This is a genomic window from Luteimicrobium subarcticum, assembly GCF_002798015.1.
Lineage (GTDB): Bacteria > Actinomycetota > Actinomycetes > Actinomycetales > Cellulomonadaceae > Luteimicrobium > Luteimicrobium subarcticum.
Window position 1 is genome coordinate 204,986 of record NZ_PGTZ01000006.1, and the last position, 18,091, is coordinate 223,076.

16 protein-coding genes and 2 tRNA genes are annotated in these 18,091 nt (G+C 74.1%); 5 read left to right on the top strand and 13 right to left on the bottom strand.

The features are described from left to right. Positions 1–219 precede the first annotated feature (219 nt). Both tig and CLV34_RS01535 read right to left on the bottom strand, forming a co-directional pair. Positions 220–1,584, bottom strand: coding sequence for a trigger factor (tig, locus tag CLV34_RS01530; RefSeq protein WP_100348505.1), 1,365 nt, complete (start codon positions 1,582–1,584; stop codon positions 220–222). 200 nt (positions 1,585–1,784) lie between these two features. After that, positions 1,785–1,858 (bottom strand) — tRNA-Pro (locus tag CLV34_RS01535). Between the two features lie 189 nt (positions 1,859–2,047). On the opposite strand from CLV34_RS01535, the gene CLV34_RS01540 reads away from it, so the two are divergent. After that, positions 2,048–2,121: transfer RNA gene (locus CLV34_RS01540), tRNA-Gly, on the top strand. Positions 2,122–2,562: 441 nt separating this feature from the next. Here the strand turns inward: CLV34_RS01540 and CLV34_RS01545 are convergent. From CLV34_RS01545 to CLV34_RS01555, 3 genes are read right to left on the bottom strand one after another with little or no spacing between them, the layout of a single operon-like run. Then, positions 2,563–3,009, bottom strand: a complete 447-nt coding sequence (locus CLV34_RS01545) for a response regulator (RefSeq protein WP_100348506.1) — start codon at positions 3,007–3,009, stop codon at positions 2,563–2,565. Next, positions 3,006–4,703 (bottom strand): sensor histidine kinase, encoded by a 1,698-nt coding sequence (locus CLV34_RS01550; RefSeq protein WP_100348507.1) that lies wholly within the window; start codon positions 4,701–4,703, stop codon positions 3,006–3,008. Before CLV34_RS01550 ends, CLV34_RS01545 begins: the two co-directional genes overlap by 4 nt. Beyond that, complete coding sequence (locus CLV34_RS01555; protein ID WP_245858885.1) at positions 4,700–5,923, bottom strand: PP2C family protein-serine/threonine phosphatase; 1,224 nt, start codon at positions 5,921–5,923, stop codon at positions 4,700–4,702. Before CLV34_RS01555 ends, CLV34_RS01550 begins: the two co-directional genes overlap by 4 nt. 552 nt (positions 5,924–6,475) lie before the next feature. Between CLV34_RS01555 and cysK the strand changes: the two genes are divergently transcribed. From cysK to CLV34_RS01570, 3 genes are all read left to right on the top strand, one after another. After that, the gene (gene cysK, locus CLV34_RS01560) at positions 6,476–7,411 is read left to right on the top strand and encodes a cysteine synthase A (protein WP_100348508.1); all 936 of its coding nucleotides are present in this window, start codon (positions 6,476–6,478) and stop codon (positions 7,409–7,411) included. Then, positions 7,411–8,130, top strand: a complete 720-nt coding sequence (epsC, locus tag CLV34_RS01565) for a serine O-acetyltransferase EpsC (RefSeq protein WP_100348509.1) — start codon at positions 7,411–7,413, stop codon at positions 8,128–8,130. The genes cysK and epsC overlap by 1 nt, the downstream gene beginning before the upstream one ends. 114 nt (positions 8,131–8,244) lie before the next feature. Beyond that, complete coding sequence (locus CLV34_RS01570) at positions 8,245–9,315, top strand: LLM class F420-dependent oxidoreductase (RefSeq protein WP_100348510.1); 1,071 nt, start codon at positions 8,245–8,247, stop codon at positions 9,313–9,315. Between the two features lie 4 nt (positions 9,316–9,319). Here CLV34_RS01570 and CLV34_RS01575 read toward each other — a convergent pair whose 3' ends face one another. The 5 genes from CLV34_RS01575 to CLV34_RS01595 form a co-directional block, all read right to left on the bottom strand. Beyond that, positions 9,320–9,649, bottom strand: coding sequence for an MGMT family protein (locus CLV34_RS01575; RefSeq protein ID WP_100348511.1), 330 nt, complete (start codon positions 9,647–9,649; stop codon positions 9,320–9,322). A 19-nt stretch (positions 9,650–9,668) separates the two neighbouring features. Then, positions 9,669–10,466 (bottom strand): methyltransferase domain-containing protein, encoded by a 798-nt coding sequence (locus CLV34_RS01580; RefSeq protein WP_100348512.1) that lies wholly within the window; start codon positions 10,464–10,466, stop codon positions 9,669–9,671. 1 nt (position 10,467) lies between these two features. Continuing rightward, positions 10,468–11,811 carry a GNAT family N-acetyltransferase gene (locus tag CLV34_RS01585; protein ID WP_100348513.1) on the bottom strand — a complete coding sequence of 448 codons (1,344 nt, stop codon included), beginning with the start codon at positions 11,809–11,811 and terminating at the stop codon, positions 10,468–10,470. 64 nt (positions 11,812–11,875) lie between these two features. Beyond that, complete coding sequence (locus CLV34_RS01590) at positions 11,876–12,982, bottom strand: Fpg/Nei family DNA glycosylase (RefSeq protein WP_100348514.1); 1,107 nt, start codon at positions 12,980–12,982, stop codon at positions 11,876–11,878. A 42-nt stretch (positions 12,983–13,024) separates the two neighbouring features. Further along, the gene (locus CLV34_RS01595) at positions 13,025–13,474 is read right to left on the bottom strand and encodes a ribose-5-phosphate isomerase (protein WP_100349135.1); all 450 of its coding nucleotides are present in this window, start codon (positions 13,472–13,474) and stop codon (positions 13,025–13,027) included. Positions 13,475–13,549: 75 nt separating this feature from the next. Here CLV34_RS01595 and CLV34_RS01600 point away from each other — a divergent pair, with 75 nt between their 5' ends. Beyond that, entirely contained in the window at positions 13,550–15,613 is a 2,064-nt protein-coding gene (locus CLV34_RS01600; RefSeq protein WP_100348515.1) for a M13 family metallopeptidase, read from the top strand. Positions 15,614–15,685: 72 nt separating this feature from the next. Here CLV34_RS01600 and CLV34_RS16230 read toward each other — a convergent pair whose 3' ends face one another. The 3 genes from CLV34_RS16230 to CLV34_RS01620 form a co-directional block, all read right to left on the bottom strand. Next, positions 15,686–16,579 carry a hypothetical protein gene (locus tag CLV34_RS16230; protein ID WP_157803654.1) on the bottom strand — a complete coding sequence of 298 codons (894 nt, stop codon included), beginning with the start codon at positions 16,577–16,579 and terminating at the stop codon, positions 15,686–15,688. A gap of 162 nt (positions 16,580–16,741) precedes the next feature. After that, positions 16,742–17,260, bottom strand: coding sequence for a pyridoxamine 5'-phosphate oxidase family protein (locus CLV34_RS01615; protein ID WP_157803655.1), 519 nt, complete (start codon positions 17,258–17,260; stop codon positions 16,742–16,744). A 46-nt stretch (positions 17,261–17,306) separates the two neighbouring features. Further along, entirely contained in the window at positions 17,307–17,903 is a 597-nt protein-coding gene (locus CLV34_RS01620) for a mycothiol-dependent nitroreductase Rv2466c family protein (RefSeq protein ID WP_281255172.1), read from the bottom strand. Positions 17,904–18,091 lie beyond the last annotated feature (188 nt).

An 18,091-nucleotide genomic window follows, 5' to 3' on the forward strand; every position in this document is an offset into this window, starting at 1 on the left:
ATTCTCGCTCCTCCTCGTCGGCGCCGGTGCGGTGACGCCCGGCTGATCCCGACCCTAACGTCCGACGGACCGCGTCCAGGCCCGGACCGCCCCCCTTTCGCTCACGGCGCACGACTCCCCCCGCACCGGTTCTCGCAGCGTCCCGGGACGACGACGGCCCCCGTCCCGGTGAGGGGACGGGGGCCGTCTGGCTCGGGCGCCGGTGTCCGGCGCGAGAGGTCAGTCCTTGTCGGTCGCCGAGGCGCTGTCGGCCACGGCGGACGCGGCGGCCGCGTCGGCGAACGCGTCGGCCGACGCCTCCTCGGCGTCGCCCTCGTCCGAACCGATGAACGCGGACAGGTCGACGTCAGCGCCCTCGGAGTCCTTCACGGCTACCTGGCGCAGCGCGACGGCGAGCGCCTTCGAGCGCGCGACCTCGCCGACCATCGCGGGGATCTGGCCGTTCTGGTCGATGGCCTGGACGAACTGGTTCGGGTCCATGCCGTACTGGCGCGACTGCGCGACGAGGTACTCGAGCAGCTCGTTCTGCGCGACCTGCACCTCGAGCTTCTCGGCGAGCGTGTCGAGGACGATCTGGTTGCGGAGCGCCTTCTGGGTCTCCTCCGTCACCTCGGTGCGGTGCTCGTCGTCCTCGAGACGACCCTCGGACTCGAGGTGACGGTGCACCTCGGCCTCGACGACGCCCGACGGGACCGGGACCTCGAGCGAGCCGACGATCTGCTCGAGGAGCAGGTCGCGGGCCTGGACGGCCTGGTTCTGGGTCTTGATGCCGGCGACCTGCTCGCGCAGGTCGTCCTTCAGCTCGTCGAGGGTGTCGAACTCGGACGCGAGCTGCGCGAAGTCGTCGTCGGCGGCGGGGAGCTCGCGCACCTTGACCTGCTGCGCGGTCACCGTGATGTCGGACTGCTTGCCCTCGTGGTCGCCACCCGCGAGCGGGGCGCGGAACGTCGTGGTCTCGCCGGCCGAGAGGCCCGTGAGCGCCTCGTCGATGCCCTCGAGCATGTTGCCCGAGCCGATCTGGTAGCTGACACCGGAGACCGCGTCGATCTCGTCGCCGTCCACCTCGGCCTTGAGGTCGATGACGACGAAGTCGCCGTCCTCCGCCGGGCGGTCCACGCCCACGAGGGTGCCGAAGCGCTCGCGGAGCGCGTCGAGACGCTCGGTGACGTCCTCGTCGGTGACCTCGCTCGCGTCGACCGTCACGGTCAGCGCGTCCAGCGCGGGAAGCTCGACCTCGGGGCGCACCTCGACCTCGGCGGTGAAGTGCAGCTCACCCTCGTCGTCGCCGGGGACCTGCGTGACCTCGACCTCGGGCTGGCCGAGCGGGCGCAGCTCGTTCTCGCGGACCGCGTCGGAGTAGAACCCGCCGAGACCCTCGTTGATGGCGTGCTCGAGCACGGCGGAACGACCCACGCGCTGGTCGATGATGCGCGGCGGCACCTTGCCCTTGCGGAAACCGGGGATGTTGACCTGCTCCGCGATGTGCTTGTACGCGTGGTCGATGCTCGGCTTGAGCTCGTCGGCGGTCACCTCCACGGTCAGCTTGACCTTCGTGGGGTCCAGGTTCTCGACGGCGCTCTTCACTTCGATGATCTCCAACCGGTGGGCGCACGCCGACGGGCTGCGCGGGACACGTGTGTGCGGGGCCGTGCCACCCTGGCAGCCCCCGTCGGGGGCGCGCGCCGGGCGCACGAACAACCCTTCGATCGTACGGCACGGGCTCACGGCGACGAAAACGCGTCAACGCGTCGGCCGCGCCGAAACCTCGTGCCGGACTCAGACGGTCGGGGTGACAGGATTTGAACCTGCGACCTTCCGCTCCCAAAGCGGACGCGCTACCAACCTGCGCCACACCCCGTCGCCGCGCGGTGGCGCGACGGCGGTCAGTCTAGTGCGGCACCGACGCACACCGCGCCGCGCCGCGCGCGGGCCCGGAACACGACACGGGCGTGCACGACGTGGTCGCGCGGGTTGCTAGGATCGTGGCCGCGCGCTTCTCCGGATGCGTCGGCCGAACAGTCGACGGACCACACTCGGAGCACGCCGCGCGGACGTAGCTCAATGGTAGAGCCTCAGTCTTCCAAACTGATCACGCGGGTTCGATTCCCGTCGTCCGCTCCATCACTCGCTCCGTGGCTGGGCACGGCTCGCTCGACGGCCCGCCCGACGGCTCGTCGAAGCAGCGCGGGGATCCACCGCGGCGCGGCACGAGGCGCTCCTGCCACACGCATCTTCCGGCGGGGCGGCTTCACCGACGACCTCACGCACCACGCGATGCACGCCCTCGGCAGCCGCGCCTGGGGCTTCTCGCAGGAGCTGTTCGACAGCGCTCCGCCGACCGCGCCGCCCGACCCCGCGACCCTCGCCGCACTCGCGACCGCGTTCCCGAACGTCGCCGCCGTCGCGGCGCCGGCCACCCACGACGACGGCTCCGTCGTCGCGCGCGGCTGCGACGACCAGCGCGAGTTCGAGCTCGCGCTCGACCTCCTCTGCTCGACGGTCTCGGCCGCCTGCACGCGCAGGGCTGGCACTCCTGAGGCGTCGCCCTGCGACGCCTGCGCGTCAGAGGTTGCGGCCGGGGAGCCGCACGACCTCCACGAAGAACTCGTCGACCTGCCGCACCACGTTGATGAAGCGCTCGAAGTCCACCGGCTTCGTGACGTACGCGTTGGCGTGCAGCGAGTACGACCGCACGACGTCCTCCTCGGCCTCGCTCGTCGTCAGGACGACGACCGGGATGGCACGCAGGTTCGCGTCCTCCTTGAGCGCCGCGAGGACCTCGCGCCCGTCCATGCGGGGCAGGTTGAGGTCGAGCAGGATGAGGTCCGGGGTCGGCGCGTCCGCGTACTCGCCCTCCTTGCGGAGGAACTGCATGGCGCTCACGCCGTCCTGCACCACCGAGAGCCGGTTGGTGACCTTGTGGTCCTCGAACGCCTCCCGGGTCATGAGCACGTCGCCGGGGTCGTCCTCCACGAGCAGGACGTCGATGGTCTTGCGGGCGTCGGTCACGAGCGGTCTCCTTCGAGGGACGGGGTCTTGGGGGCGTCCGGCAGGTCGCGGGCCGCGGGTGCGGCGAGCGGCGCGAGGGACGGGACGAGCACAGGGTCCGCGGACGGCACGGGAGCCGGTGACGCAGCAGGGAGGGTGAACCGGATCCGCGTGCCCACGCCGTCGTCCGGCGGGTCGATCCAGATCTGGCCGCCGTGGAACTCGACGATCTTCTTGCACAGGGCCAGGCCGATGCCGGTGCCCTCGTAGACGTCCTTGGGGTGCAGGCGCTGGAAGATGACGAACACGCGCTCGGCGTACTGCGGGTCGATGCCGATGCCGTTGTCGCGGCAGTCGACCTCCCACCGGTCGCCGTCGCGACGCGCGCTCAGCCGCACCACGGGCGCCCGGTCGGGAGCGCGGAACTTGATGGCGTTGCCGACGAGGTTCTGCAGGAGCTGGACGAGCAGCGGCTCCTCCCCCCGCACGGTCGGCAGGTCGTCGACGACGACCTGCGCGCCCGACTCCTCGACGAGCTCGGCGAGGTTGTCGAGGGTGCGCGCCAGAGCCCGGTCGAGCGCGACGTCGGTGACCTCGCCGCCCACCCGGCCCACGCGGCTGAAGCCGAGCAGGTCGTGGATGAGGCGCTGCATGCGCTTGGCGCCGTCGACCGCGAACTCGATGTACTGGTCGGCGCGTTCGTCGAGCTGGCCGCCGTAGCGCTTCTGCAGGAGCTGGGTGAACGACGCGACCTTGCGCAGCGGCTCCTGCAGGTCGTGCGACGCGACGTACGCGAACTGCTCCAGGTCGCGGTTGGACCGGCTCAGCTCCTCGGCCTGCTCGACGAGCCGGTCGTTCGCCGCCATCGCCTGGGCGTGCGCGGCCTCCGTGGAGGCCACCTGGGCGACCAGCGTCCGGCGCATGGCCTCGATGTCGGCGGCGAGCGCCGCGATCTCACCGGGCCCGTGCGCCGTGACGGGATGCTCCAGGTCGCCGGACGCCACGGCCCGGCTGTCCGCGGCGAGCTCGTCGACCGGGGTGATGACCCACCGGCGCAGCGCGACCCAGACCAGGGTCCCGGCCACGACCCCCGCGACGCCCATCGCGATGAGCGCGACGAGGGCGAGGTTCGTCCACCGCTCGAGCTGACGCGACTCGCGGTCGCGCACCTGCGCAAGCTCGTCCGAGAACGCCAGCGACGCGGCGCGCACCTCGTCGAACTGCTCCTTGCCCTGCTCGACCTGGGTGGACGTGACCGAGTCCGGTCCCTGCGTCTTGACCTGCTCGACGAGGGGCGCCGCGTAGCCCGTCACCCAGTCCTGGGCGAGCGCGTCCGCCCGGGTGGCGGCGGCGTGCAGCGCGTCCTGGTCGACGGCGATGTCGGCGAGGCTGTCGGCGACGTCGTCGAAGGTGTCGTCGCGGGACGCCAGCGCGTCGTCGTACGGCTCGAGGAGCGTGGGGTCGCCCGTGATGACGTAGCCGCGCACTCCGGTCTCGGCGTCCACCATCGCGAGGAGCCGGTCGTCGGCGTCGCGGCGCGCGTTGAACAGCTCGACGGTGACCTGCTTCTGGACGGTGAAGAGGCGTGCGAGCGCGAGCCCGTCGGCGATCATCACCACCGCGAGGACCACAGCCGCGCCCGCGAGCAGCCACGCGATGCGGCGGCGCAACGTGACTGTGGGCCGCGCAGCGGCCCAACGGCTCCGGGCGCTCATCGGCGGTCCTCGACGACGACGACGGCCGCGTCGTCGTCCAGGTTCCCGCCGTGCAGCGCGCGGACCTCGTCGAGGACGGCCTGGGCGAGCACGGACGCCGGGACGACCTCGTCGGGGGCGGTCTGCGTGCGGACGCCCTCCGCGACCTCGAGGAAGCCGGTCATCCCGAGCCGTTCGCGCGAGCCGCCGAGAGTGACCTCGAGCACTCCGTCGGTGTACAGGGCGAGCCGCCAGCCCACCGGCAGCTCGATCCGGGCGGGGTCCCAGCGTCCGGGCCCGGGGAGGCCGAGCAGCCGGCCGCGGTGCGTCGTCGGCAGGAAGGCGGCCTCCGGGCCGAGCGCGAGCGGCTCCGGGTGGCCGGCGAGGTACAGGTCGGCCGCGGAGCCGTCCGCGGTGATCTCGACCATGACCATCGTCGTGAACACCCAGTCCTCGGCACGCTCCGCGACGAGCACGCGTTCGAGGAGCCCGAAGAGCTCTCCGGTCGGCGTCCCCGTCAGGACGAGCGTGCGCCAGGCCGTGCGCAGGGTCGCGCCGAGCGCGGCCTCGTCCGGGCCGTGCCCGCAGACGTCGCCCACCACGACGAGGACGGACCCGTCCGGACGTTCGACCGCGTCGTAGAAGTCGCCGCCGAGCACGCCGTCGCGACCGGCGCGGTAGGCGACGCCGACCTCGACCGGCGCGTGGGTGACGACGGGGCGCGGCAGCAGGGCACGCTCGAGGCGGTGCGACTCCTGGGTGCGGACCTCGCTGCGGTACAGCTCGCGACCCGTCACCTCGAGGCGACGACGCTGCACGGCGTAGCGCACGGACCGGGCGAGCAGGCGGCCGTCGACCTCGTCCTTGACGAGGTAGTCCTGGGCCCCCGCCGCCACGGCGAGCATCCCGGCCTCGTCGCCCGACAGACCGGTGAGCACGACGACCGCGGGGGCACCCGCGTCGAGCACGCGGCGCAGCGCGGGGATTCCGACGCCGTCGGGCAGACCGAGGTCGAGGAGCACGCAGTCGACGTCGAGGGCGCCGAGCGCCTCCCCGAGCGTGCGGACGTGCTGCAGCTCGACGTCGATCGCGGCGTCCTGGAGGTTCTCGTGGACGAGAAGGGCGTCGCCCTCGTCGTCCTCGACGAGGAGCACCCTGATGACACCGTGGTCGGGGTCCTGCGGAAGCCGGTCGGCAGCGTCGCTCCTGGCCTCCCACTCCCTGTCGGGTGCGGTGATCACACGTTCCTCCGGTCCGTCGACGAACTCGGGCCGCTGCTTGACCACGTCTCGACTGCGCGAGGCACGCTACCCGAAAACAGGGCCGCGTCACGAGTACGGAACACCACGCGACCGGTCGGCGTTGTGCACCGTGACGCCCGCAGCCGCGGCGTCTCAGCATCGGGGACGCCGTTGCAGCATGTGGACACCCCGGGCTAGCGTGTTCGTGTCAGCCGCACCACCACCGGACAGGAGGATCGATCATGGGCGACGCCCTGACCGGTCACCGCGCGACGTCGCGCGTCCTCGTCCTGCCTGTCGTGTCGTGCGTGTGCTGTCCCTGCTGTCCGTAGAGCGCTGACCGCTCCCCGGAGATCGCTCCGGGCCGTCGAGGCCGCCCGGCCCCGGTCACCGCTCCTCCCCCGCCCCCGGCGCCTTCACCGGGCACAGCCGCGGCCGCCCCTGGCGCACACCGTCACCAGACCGGTCACCCGGCCCGCCCCGTGCCCACCCGCCGGAACCCCCCTCAGATCCGCACCGCCCGGCACCCTGGGCTCCACCGAAGAGGAACACATGGCACGCATCTACGACGACGCGACGAAGCTCATCGGCAACACGCCGCTCGTGCGTCTGAACAAGCTCACCGAGGGCCTCGAGGCGACCGTCGTCGCGAAGCTCGAGTTCTACAACCCCGCGAACTCCGTGAAGGACCGCATCGGGGTCGCCATCCTGGACGCCGCCGAGGCGTCGGGCGAGCTCAAGCCGGGCGGCACCATCGTCGAGGGCACGTCGGGCAACACCGGCATCGCGCTCGCGTTCGCCGGCGCCGCGCGCGGCTACAAGGTCGTCCTCACGATGCCGGAGACCATGTCCAAGGAGCGCCGCGCGCTGCTGCGGGCGTACGGCGCCGAGCTCGTCCTCACGCCGGGCTCCGAGGGCATGAAGGGCGCGGTCGCCCGCGCCGAGCAGATCGCGGCCGAGCGCCCCGGCGCGATCCTCGCCCGCCAGTTCGCGAACGCCGCCAACCCGGAGATCCACCGGAAGACGACCGCCGAGGAGATCTGGGCGGACACCGACGGCGCGGTCGACATCGTCGTCGCCGGGATCGGCACGGGCGGCACCATCACGGGCGTCGGCGAGGTCCTCAAGTCGCGCAAGCCCGAGGTGCAGATCATCGCCGTCGAGCCGGCGGAGTCCCCGATCCTCACGGGCGGCCAGCCCGGCCCGCACAAGATCCAGGGCCTCGGCGCGAACTTCGTGCCCGACATCCTGAACCGCGAGATCTACGACGAGGTCCTGGACATCGACGCCGAGACGGCCGTCGAGACCGCGCGTGCCACGGCGAAGGCCGAGGGTCTGCTCGTGGGCATCTCGTCCGGTGCCGCGATCCACGGCGCGCTCGAGATCGCGAAGCGCCCGGAGAACAAGGGCAAGCTGATCGTCGTGGTCGTCCCCGACTTCGGCGAGCGCTACCTGTCGACGATCCTCTACTCGGACCTGCTCGACTGATGACGACGACGGCACGACGAGCGACCCCCGAGGCTCCGTCCACGGGGGCGCTCGTCGCTGCCGCCGACGCCCCCGCCACCCCTCCCGCCGCGGCGCAGCACGTCCCCGCCGCGCCCGGCGTCCTCGCCGCCCTGCGGTCCGCGCGCGACCGCGTCCGTGAGGACGTCGAGGTGGCGCGCCGGCGCGACCCGGCCGCCCGCTCCACCCTCGAGGTCGCCCTCGCGTACCCCGGCGTCCACGCCGTGTGGGCGTACCGGCTGGCGCACCGCATGTGGCAGCACCCGGGACTGCGCCTGCCGGCGCGCCTCGTGTCGCAGGTGGCGCGCTCGATCACCGGGATCGAGATCCATCCCGGGGCGACGATCGGGCGTCGCCTGTTCATCGACCACGGCATGGGCGTGGTCATCGGGGAGACGACCGTCGTCGGCGACGACGTGCTGCTCTTCCACGGCACCACCCTGGGGGGCCGGTCGATGAGCCACGGCAAGCGGCACCCCACCCTGGGTGACCGGGTCACGGTCGGCGCGGGCGCCAAGGTGCTGGGCCCGGTGCTGATCGGCGACGACGCGCAGATCGGCGCGAACGCGGTCGTGGTGAAGAACGTCCCGACCGGCGCGGTGGCCGTGGGCGTCCCGGCGCGCGTGCGCGTGCCGGAGCGGCGCGTGGTCCCGCCGCAGACGATCGAGGACCCGTCCCAGCTCATCGAGTACGTGATCTGAGACCTGCGCCCGCGGGGCGGTAGAGTGCGCAAGTACCTGAGACGGACAGTCTCAGGAAGTTTGCTCACCGCGGTCGGCACCACGGTCGACAGCCCTCGACGAGGAGGACGCGTCATGCGCTTCGGCATCCAGACCGGCTACTGGTCCGCAGGACCGCCCCCCGGGGTCCAGGACGCCGTCGTCGAGGCCGACCGCCTCGGCATCGACTCCGTCTGGACGGCCGAGGCCTACGGCTCCGACGCGTTCACCCCCCTGGCCTGGTGGGGCTCGCAGACCTCGCACGCGCGGCTCGGCACCGCCATCGCGCAGATGTCCGCCCGGACGCCGACGGCGACCGCCATGCAGGCCCTCACGCTGGACCACCTGTCCGGCGGACGGTTCGTCCTCGGGCTCGGCGCCTCCGGCCCCCAGGTCGTCGAGGGCTGGTACGGCCAGCCGTACCGGCGCCCCCTCGCCCGGACCCGCGAGTACGTCGACGTGGTGCGGCAGGTGCTGCGGCGCGGCGAGCCCGTCCAGGTCGACGGCGAGTTCTTCCAGCTCCCGCTGTCCGCCGAGCGCGGCGGCAGCGGCCTCGGCAAGCCGCTGCGACCGACCGTCCACCCGCTGCGCGCCGACCTCCCGATCCTGCTCGCCGCCGAGGGCCCGAAGAACATCGCGCTCGCCGCCGAGATCTGCGACGGCTGGCTCCCCGTGTTCTACGCGCCGCGGCTCGACGAGATGTTCCGCGGCTTCCTCGCCGAGGGCTTCGCCGCGCGCTCCCCCGAGCTGCCGCCCGCCGAACGGTTCGAGGTCGCGGCGAGCGTGCCCGTGAGCGTCCACGACGACGTCGAGCGCGCCGCCGACCGCCTGCGCCCCTGGATCGCGCTGTACGTCGGTGGGATGGGTGCCAAGGGCGCCAACTTCCACCGCAACGCCGTCGACCTGCTCGGCTACTCCGACGCGGCCGACGAGATCCAGGACCACTACCTCGCCGGCCGCAAGGACGACGCGGCGCGCGCCGTCCCGACCGCGCTGGTCGAGGACATCGCGCTCGTGGGCCCGGCCGAGAAGATCGCTGCCGAGCTCCCCCGGTGGGAAGCGAGCGCCGTCACGACGATGCTGCTCCAGGCCGACGCCGACGCGGTGCGGACCGTCGTCGGCGCGGCGGCCGCGGCCGGGCTTCTCCAGGGGCCGCGCAGCGCGTAGAGCGTCAGTCCGGCAGCCACACCGCGTCGCGGAGCCGGACCCGCGCACCGTCCGCGGTCAGCGGGCAGCCCTCGGCGCGCAGCGCGTCGAGAGCACGGGTGGCGTGGCGGGCCGGCGGCGCGCCCGACGCGTTCACGACCCGCCACCACGGGACGCCCGAGCCCGCCCGTGACAGCACGGTCCCGACCTGGCGCGGGCCACCCCTGCCGCGGACTCCGAGGTCGGGCTCGGAGTGGTCGCGCAGGAACTCGGCGACCAGGCCGTACGTCGTCGCGCGGCCCGGCGGCACGCGCACGACCACGGACAGCACCGCGTCGAGGTAGTCGTCGTCCACGGCGTCGAGAGTACGAGCCTCAGGCCGTCGGCGTCGGCTTGCGGAGCTCGAAGAGGGTGCGCGACGAGTGCGCGACGAACACGCCGTCGCGGCGGATCAGCGCGTCGAGGTCACGCAACCGGTCGCCGTACGCCTCGACCGTGAATCCCGGCACCCACCAGACCAGCTTGCGCAGCAGGTACACCACGGCCCCCACGTCGAAGATCTCGATGCGCAGCCGCTGCGTGCGCACGTCGACGACCTCGAGCCCGGCCGCGCGGGCCGCCGCCTCCTCGTCGTCGTGGTGCCGACCGCGCCGTGCCTCGGGCTGGGGCCCGAGGAACCACTCGATGAGCTCGAACCCGCTCGCCGGGCCGACGTGCTGCGCCAGGTACGTGCCGCCGGGTGCGAGGACGCGCGCGATCTCGCTCCACGGCGGGTCGACGGGGTGGCGGCTCGTCACGAGGTCGAACGCACCGTCGGCGAACGGCAGCGGGGCCCGCTCCTGCGTGGCGACGACCGCGACCCCACGGGGGTGCAGCAGGGCCGTCGCGACGGCCGCGTTGGGGGGCCAGGACTCGGTCGCGACCGCGACGGGCGGGAAGTCGTCGGCCGAGCCGAGCACCTCGCCACCGCCCGTCTCGAGGTCCAACGACGCGCGCGCCCTGGCGAGGCGTTCCGCGAGGAGCCCGCGGTACCCCCACGCGGGTCGTTCCTCGGTCGCGCGACCGTCCAGCCAGGAGAAGTCCCAGCCGTCGACCGACACCTCGGCGGCCTCCGCGACGAGGTCGTCGAAGGACCGCGAGGCGTGCGGATGCCCGGCGGCGGCGTGCGCCACGTCAGAACACCCAGCTCGACAGCGGCGCGACGGGCCACGCGAACGCCGCCGACGCCGCGGCGAGCGCACCCGAGGAGTGGACCTCGACGAGGCCCGCCCCTGCGAGCGCCGCGAGCGTCGGGCCGCCCAGGTACACGGACCCGAGGTCGCGCACGTCGAGCGACAGGTCGGCCGCGTCCGTGGTCCGCTCGGCGCTCACGCCGTCCTCGAACGCCGACGCCCGTAGCCGCCACCGACCCGCATTCGCGGGCAGGAGCGCGTCCCGCACCTCGAGGACGACGTCGACCTCGCCGGCGTAGCGCCGGGCCGCGAGCGCCACCGGCACGTCGAGCAGCCGCACCCAGAGGTTGTCGTAGAGGGTCGGCGCGGCGCCGCGGTAGCTCGCGAGGAGATGGACCAGCGGGTCGTCGGGGGCGATCATGAACGGCCGGACCTCGTCCGTGAGGTCGAGGTCGAGCAGCACGTCGTAGAGCGCCTTGGCCGCCGCGGCGTCGAGGGCCACGACCTCGCCACCGGACACCCAGCCCCGGGCGCCCAGGGTCTCCCACGACAGCTTGCGGCGGAACGTCGTGTACCCGCGGGGCTCGCCGTCCCGCTCGACGATCACGATGCGCTGCGGTTCACGGCCCTCGCGCGTGGCCTCGTGGTCCGTCCAGAAGTACCGGCGGAGCTCCGAGGTCTCCCGGCTCACCCAGCCCGGACGGTTCAGCCCGCTCCCCCCGACGTCGCGGCCGGCCCGCTCGTGCAGGTCCTCGCACAGGGCGGCGTGACGGTCCGGGTCGACCGTCTCGATGCGGACGGTGTGCTCGGCGGCCCCGGGGACGTCGCGCAGGGCGGCCCGGCGCGGGACGGTGAGCCGCAGGTCCTGCGCGGCCACCCCGTACCCGAACCGGCCGTAGATGGTCGCCTCGGCCGCGAACAGGACGGACACCGCCTCGCCGCGTGCGAGCGACCTCGAGACGTGCGCGTCGATCATGGCGGTGAGCAGGCCGCGGCGCCGGTGACCGGGGTGCACCGCGACCCAGGTGAGCCCGGAGGCGCGGGTCGTGCCGCCGGGGACAGGGAACCGGGCGAACGGGTACGACGCGTGCATGCCGACGAGATCGCTGCGCACGGGGACCGCGCCGTCGACGGGCACGGCGTCCGGGTCGTCCGCGTCGTGGAAGACGCCGACGGCCCGGTCCCACGAGAGGGGCGACGGCGCCTCGGCCAGCGACTCGACGCTCGCGCCGGTCGGGAAGGCCCAGCCGTCGAGGGTCAGGACGTCGCGCTGGTCGGCGGGACCGAGGTCGCGGAACCGGTATCCGGGCGGGAGGGACGCGGTCGGTGCGGGGCGCTCGGGCATGCGGACGACTCTGCCGCACGACGGCCCGGGCTGCACGCGCTTTCCGGTGCTCAGCGTCCGGTGCTCAGCGCTGGCAGACCGCGCACCAGTAGAGCGTGCGCCCCGCGACCTCGCGCACGAGCACCGGGTTGCCGCACACGCGGCAGGGCAGACCCTCGCGGTGGTAGACGTAGAACGCCGCGTCGGACCGCACCGCGCCGGGCGTCTCGTCCGTGTTCTGCCGCACGCGGTGGCGCCCGGCCGTGCCGCCCGGCACGCGGTCCGCCTCGCGCGTGGTGACGATCGCGCCCGTCCGCACGCCGTCGCGCATCAGGTCGACCAGGTCGTCCCACACGGCGCGCAGGTCGTCGGCCGGGACCGACGACCCTTGCCGGAACGGGTCGATCCGCGCCCGGAACAGCACCTCGGCGCGGTAGATGTTGCCGACGCCCGCGACGACCGACTGGTCCATGAGTCGCACCCCGATCGAGGTCCGCGACCGGCGCACGGCGTCCGCGAACCGCTGGGGGTCGTCCCGGTCGTCGGGCTCATCGCCGGCGTGGACGGCATCGCCCCACCGGATCGGGTCGGGCCCGAGGGTCGCGACGACGGCCGCCGCCTCGTCGCGCGTCAGCACCTCGCACGTCGTAGGGGCGGTGAGGTCGGCCACGGCGTGCTCACCCAGGAGTCGCACGCGGACCGCGCCACGCGGTGCCGGCGGCGTCCAGGCGTCCTCGCCGGCGGACGCCGCCCGCGCCGCGGCGAGGTCACCGCGCCTGCCCGCAGGGGCGCCCTCCGGTCCGGCCGCCGACGCGGGCGACCCGGCGCCGCGCGGCAGCGGCTCGGGTTCCGGCGCGAGCGCGGGCAGCGGCGTCTCCGTCTCCCCCACGCGTCGCCGGGGTGCGCCGATCGCGTGCACCACCTCGGCGCTGCCGTCCCCCGCGAACGTCCACGCGCCGTAGAGCCCCAGGTGGACGCGGAGGACGAGCGGCTCGCCCGCCTGCCCGGGCGGCGGCGCCAGCTCGACGAAGAGCTGCTTGCCCCACGCGCTCGCGCCCGCGAGGACACGCCCGTCGAGGCGTGCAGCACCCGCGGCGAACCGGCCCTGCGGGCTCGTGACCGCGAGCGCCTGGCCCGCGAACAGGTCCGTCAGGGCGCGCGCGAGACGGTGAACGGTGTGACCCTCAGGCACGGGAGCTCCTGCAGGACGAGCCCCCGGCCGACGTCGGACCGTTCAGCGCGACGCCTCGTAGTCGGCGAGCTGGTCGATGCGGCGCTGGTGACGCTCGTCGTGGCTGAACGGGGTCGCGAGGAACAGGTCGACGAACGACGCCGCCTCCTCCACCGTGTGCTGCCGGCCGCCGACTGCGATGACGTTCGCGTCGTTGTGCTGGCGCGCGAGCTCGGCCGTCGCGGTGTTCCACGCGAGCGCGGCGCGCACGCCCGTCACCTTGTTCGCGGCGATCTGCTCGCCGTTGCCGGAACCGCCGATCACCACACCCAGGCTGCCCGGGTCTGCCACGACCGCCTCGCCTGCCGCGATGCAGAACGCCGGGTAGTCGTCGAGGTGGTCGTAGGCGTGGGCGCCGTGGTCCACGACGTCGTGTCCTGCGGACTGGAGGTGGGCGACAAGGTACGCCTTGAGCTCGTACCCGGCGTGGTCGGAGGCGATGTGGACGCGCATGACGCCCATCATGCCGCACCGCACGCGCCCGAGCGGAGGCCGACCAGGGCGCCGACGACGGCATAGCCTGACTCCATGACGCAGACCACCACCCCCAGCGGGGACCAGTCCGCCGTGCCGTCGTCCGGGCGTTCGTCCGGGCGCTCCTCGGGTATCGAGGTCGACGCGCTCGACCCGGCAGCCCGCCCGCAGGACGACCTGTACGGGCACGTGAACGGCCGCTGGGCCGCCCAGCACGTGATCCCCGCCGACCGGGCGATCGACGGCACGTTCCGGCGCCTGCACGACGAGGCCGAGGAGCAGGTCCGCGCGATCGTCGAGGAGTGCGGCGCGCGCGCCCGCACCACCGGGACGGCGGACGGGGTCGCGGAGCAGGTCGGCACCCTCTTCGCGGCGTTCATGGACACGGCCACGATCGACGCCCTCGGCGCCGACCCCCTGCGGGCCGACCTCGACCTCGTGGCCGGCGTGACCAGCCAGGCGGAGCTGACGGGCGTCCTCGGCGCCCTCGCCCGCACCGGCGTCCCCGGACCCGTCGAGCTCTACGTGGACAACGACGCCGAGCAGCCCGACCGGTACGCCGTCCACCTGGTCCAGGCGGGCCTCGGCCTGCCCGACGAGGCCTACTACCGCGAGGAGCAGCACGCCGAGCTGCGCGCCGCCTACGCGGCCCACGTCGGGCGGATGCTCGTGCTCGCGGGCGTCGTCGGCGAGGACGAGGCCGCGGCCGCGGGGGCGTCGGTCCTGGCGCTGGAGACCCGCCTCGCGGCGCACCACTGGGACGTCGTGAAGGACCGCGACGCCGAGCTGACGCACAACCCGTCGTCGCTCGCCCGCCTGACGCAGGACGCGCCCGGCTTCGACTGGACGGCGTGGGTCGCCGCGCTGGCCGCGCCCGCCGGCGCGTTCGACGCGATCGTGGTGCGCGAGCCGAGCTATCTCACCGGTCTCGCGGAGGTCTGGCAGGAGCTGCCGCTCGAGGAGTGGCGCCTGTGGGCGTCGTTCCACGTCGTGTCGTCCCGGGCCGCGTACCTCACCGACGCGTTCGTCGAGGCGAGCTTCGACTTCTACGGCCGCACCCTCACGGGCGCCCAGGAGCTGCGGGACCGGTGGAAGCGCGGCGTCGGGCTCGTCCAGGGCGCGCTCGGCGAGGCCGTCGGCGAGGTGTACGTGGCCCGCCACTTCCCGCCGACGCACAAGGAGCGCATGGACGAGCTGGTCGCGCACCTCGTCGAGGCGTACCGCTGGTCGATCTCGCATCTCGACTGGATGGGCGCGGAGACGCGCGAGCGCGCCCTCGCGAAGCTCGACGCCTTCACGCCGAAGATCGGCTACCCGGTCCGCTGGCGCGACTACTCGTCGCTCGTGATCGAGGCGGGCGACCTGGTCGGGAACGTGCGCCGCGCGAACGCGTTCGAGCACGACCGCGAGCTCGCGAAGATCGGCGCTCCCGTCGACCGGGACGAGTGGTTCATGACGCCGCAGACCGTGAACGCCTACTACAACCCGGGGATGAACGAGATCGTCTTCCCCGCCGCGATCCTGCGCCCGCCGTTCTTCGATCCCGACGCGGACGACGCCGTGAACTACGGCGGGATCGGCGCCGTGATCGGGCACGAGATCGGCCACGGGTTCGACGACCAGGGCTCGAAGTTCGACGGCGAGGGCCGCCTGGTGAGCTGGTGGACCGAGGCGGACCGCACGGAGTTCGAGCGTCGGACCGCCGCACTGGTCGCGCAGTACGACGCGTTCGTGCCGCCGCAGCTCGGGGCGGACGGCCCGCACGTCAACGGCGCGCTCACGATCGGCGAGAACATCGGCGACCTCGGTGGCCTGTCGATCGCGCTCACCGCGTACCGCATCGCGACGACCGGCTCGGCCACCGGCTCCCTCGACGACGCCCCGGTGATCGACGGGCTCACCGCGCTCCAGCGCGTCCTGCTCGGCTGGGCGCAGGTGTGGCGCACGAAGGGCCGCGACGAGGAGGTCCGGCGCCGTCTGGCCACCGACCCGCACTCGCCCGCCGAGTTCCGCTGCAACGGCGTCGTCCGGAACGTCCCGGAGTTCTACGCGGCGTTCGACGTCGCGCCCGGCGACGCGCTCTACCTGTCGCCCGAGGAGCGCGTGCGGATCTGGTGACGCCCCGCGGGGCGGTGCCCGGGCCGGGAGGCCGGGCACCGCCCCCCAGCGCGTACCAGGGGTGCGCGTCGCTCAGAACGACCCGATACCCGCCTTGGCGATCGTGAAGCCCTTGCCGGACGACTTCTCCGTGCACCGGACGCCCTCGCGCGTGCTGTGGCACGTGAACGGGCCGGCGGACCTCTGCTTGCCGTACGCCAGCACGGACACCGACGACGGCGCCGCGGCCGGTCGGGAGGCGGCGCACGGCGCGCCGACCTTCCCTGCGGCGTCGAGCGTCGCGACGTATCCCACCGTCCCCTCGCACCCGTCGACCGGCGCAGGCGTCTTCGCGAGGTCGGCGATGTCGCAGGTCACGGCGTCCTTGGACATCGCGCACGTGATGTTGCGCGACGGCGACGCGAACCTGACCTTCACGGGCGCCGCAGCGGCCTGGTGCGACGTCGTCGACGACGGCTCCGGCGCGGCAGCGGCCCCGCCCGAGCCCCCGCCGCCGAGGACCACGAACGCCATGACGACCGCCGTGACGACGAGCATCAGGACGACACCGCCGAGCACCACGACAGCGGGCTCGAGCTCACCGAGGTAGCGGCGGACGGCGACCGTGCCGCCGACCGGACCGGCAGCCGCGCCCCGCGTCGTCCGCGGGCCGGACGCGCGCGACGGAGGACCTTGCGCCGCGCGCGGGTCGGCAGGAACGGGTGCGGCCGGGCGCGGGGCGGCCTGCCGCGGGTCCGTCGGACGCGGCGCCGGGGGCTGCTGCGGCACGGACGACGGCGCCGGCTCGACCCGGACGGCACCGAAGACCGCCGTCGCCTGCTGCGCGTCCAGGTCGGGGCCTGCGACCGAGGGCGACTGGGCGGGGACCTGCGCGTGGCCCGGAGCCGAGGAGGCCGGGACGACGTGCGACGCGGTCGCCCGGGAGCCACGCGGGGCGACCGACGGCGGGAACGTGCGAGGTGGCACGCCCGCGCTCGCCGCGGGGTTCGCGTGCGGAGGCGGCGGTGTCGGCACAGGGCCGGGTCCGTGACCGGACATGGGTCTCCTTCCAGCGGCGTCAGGCGTCGGGGCAGCATGCCACGGTGCACCGGAAGGGACAAAAAGCCCGGGCGGTCCCCCGGGACCGGGTCAGGGTTCGGAACGCGTGGTGAGCCCCGCCGTCGGGGTCCACGTCTCGTACCTGCTGCCACCCTCGACCGCGGTGACCAGCTCCACCGACGTGACGTCCAGCCAGTAGCCGTCGGGGACCGGGCCGGCGAGCCAGCGCTCGAGCGTCGGCGAGACGCCACCGAACGCCTCCTGGACGCCGGTCAGCGAGAGCGGGGTCGCCCGGCCGTGGACCATGGCGTCACCGGCCCGGCGCGACCCGTCACCCGGGTTGGAGTGCAGGGCGAAGCGCGGGTCGCGGCGCAGGTCGTCGGCGACCGGGCGTCCGGCGGTGCCGACGACCGCGAGACGCGCCCCGACCCACCGCACCTGCGCTCCCGAGACCCGGGGCGAGCCGTCGAACGCGCGCGACGCGAGCACGTGGTCGGGCGCCGACTCGAAGCGGGCGCGGACACGCCCGGCGAGGTCAGGCGCCTGGCGGGCGAAGAGCTCCCACCGCGCGGCGGACGGCGGGACGGCGGGCACACGATGCAGCGTCACGAGGCGATGCTGCCACGCGACCGGGCGCCCGCGCCGACCGAGCCCGTCAGTCGAAGACCGGGCCCTGGGTCCGGGTCCGCTTGAGCTCGAAGAAGCCCGGGGTGGACGCGACGAGAACGCAGCCGTCCCACAGGCGACCGGCCGCCTCGCCCTTCGGGGCGGGCGTCACGACCGGGCCGAAGAACGCGGTGCCGGCGAACGCGACCACCGGGGTGCCGACCTCCTCGCCCACCCGCCCGATGCCGTCGGCGTGCGACGCGCGCAGCGCCTCGTCGTGGTCGGTCGACGTCGCGGCGTCCGCAAGCTCCGCCGGGAGCCCCACCTCGGCGAGGGCCTCGCGCACCACGGCGTCGTAGTCCGTGCGTCCGCCCGGGTGCACGCGCGTCCCGATCGCGTCGTAGAGCGGCTTGAGGACCTCGTCGCCGTGCGCCTGCTGCGCTGCGACGAGGACGCGCACCGGACCCCACGCCTTCGCCATCAGCTCGCGGTAGCGCTCGGGCAGCTCGTCGCGGCCCTCGTTGAGCACGGCGAGGCTCATGACGTGCCACCGGGTGCGCACCGGGCGGACGCGCTCGACCTCTCCCATCCACCGGCTCGTCATCCACGCCCACGGGCACACGGGGTCGAACCAGAAGTCGGCCACGCCGACGGCACCCCCGTCCGGCGCGGCACCGTCGCTCGCGCCGTCGGTGAGGGTGGTCGTGGCCGGTGCTGCGCTCGTCGTCACGGGGTGCTCCTGTCGCGGTCGGGGGACGGTCACCGGGGCAACCTGGCCCACGATGCCCGTATTCCCGCCGGGGCGCCGCACCACGCGTGGCACGATAGGGGCGG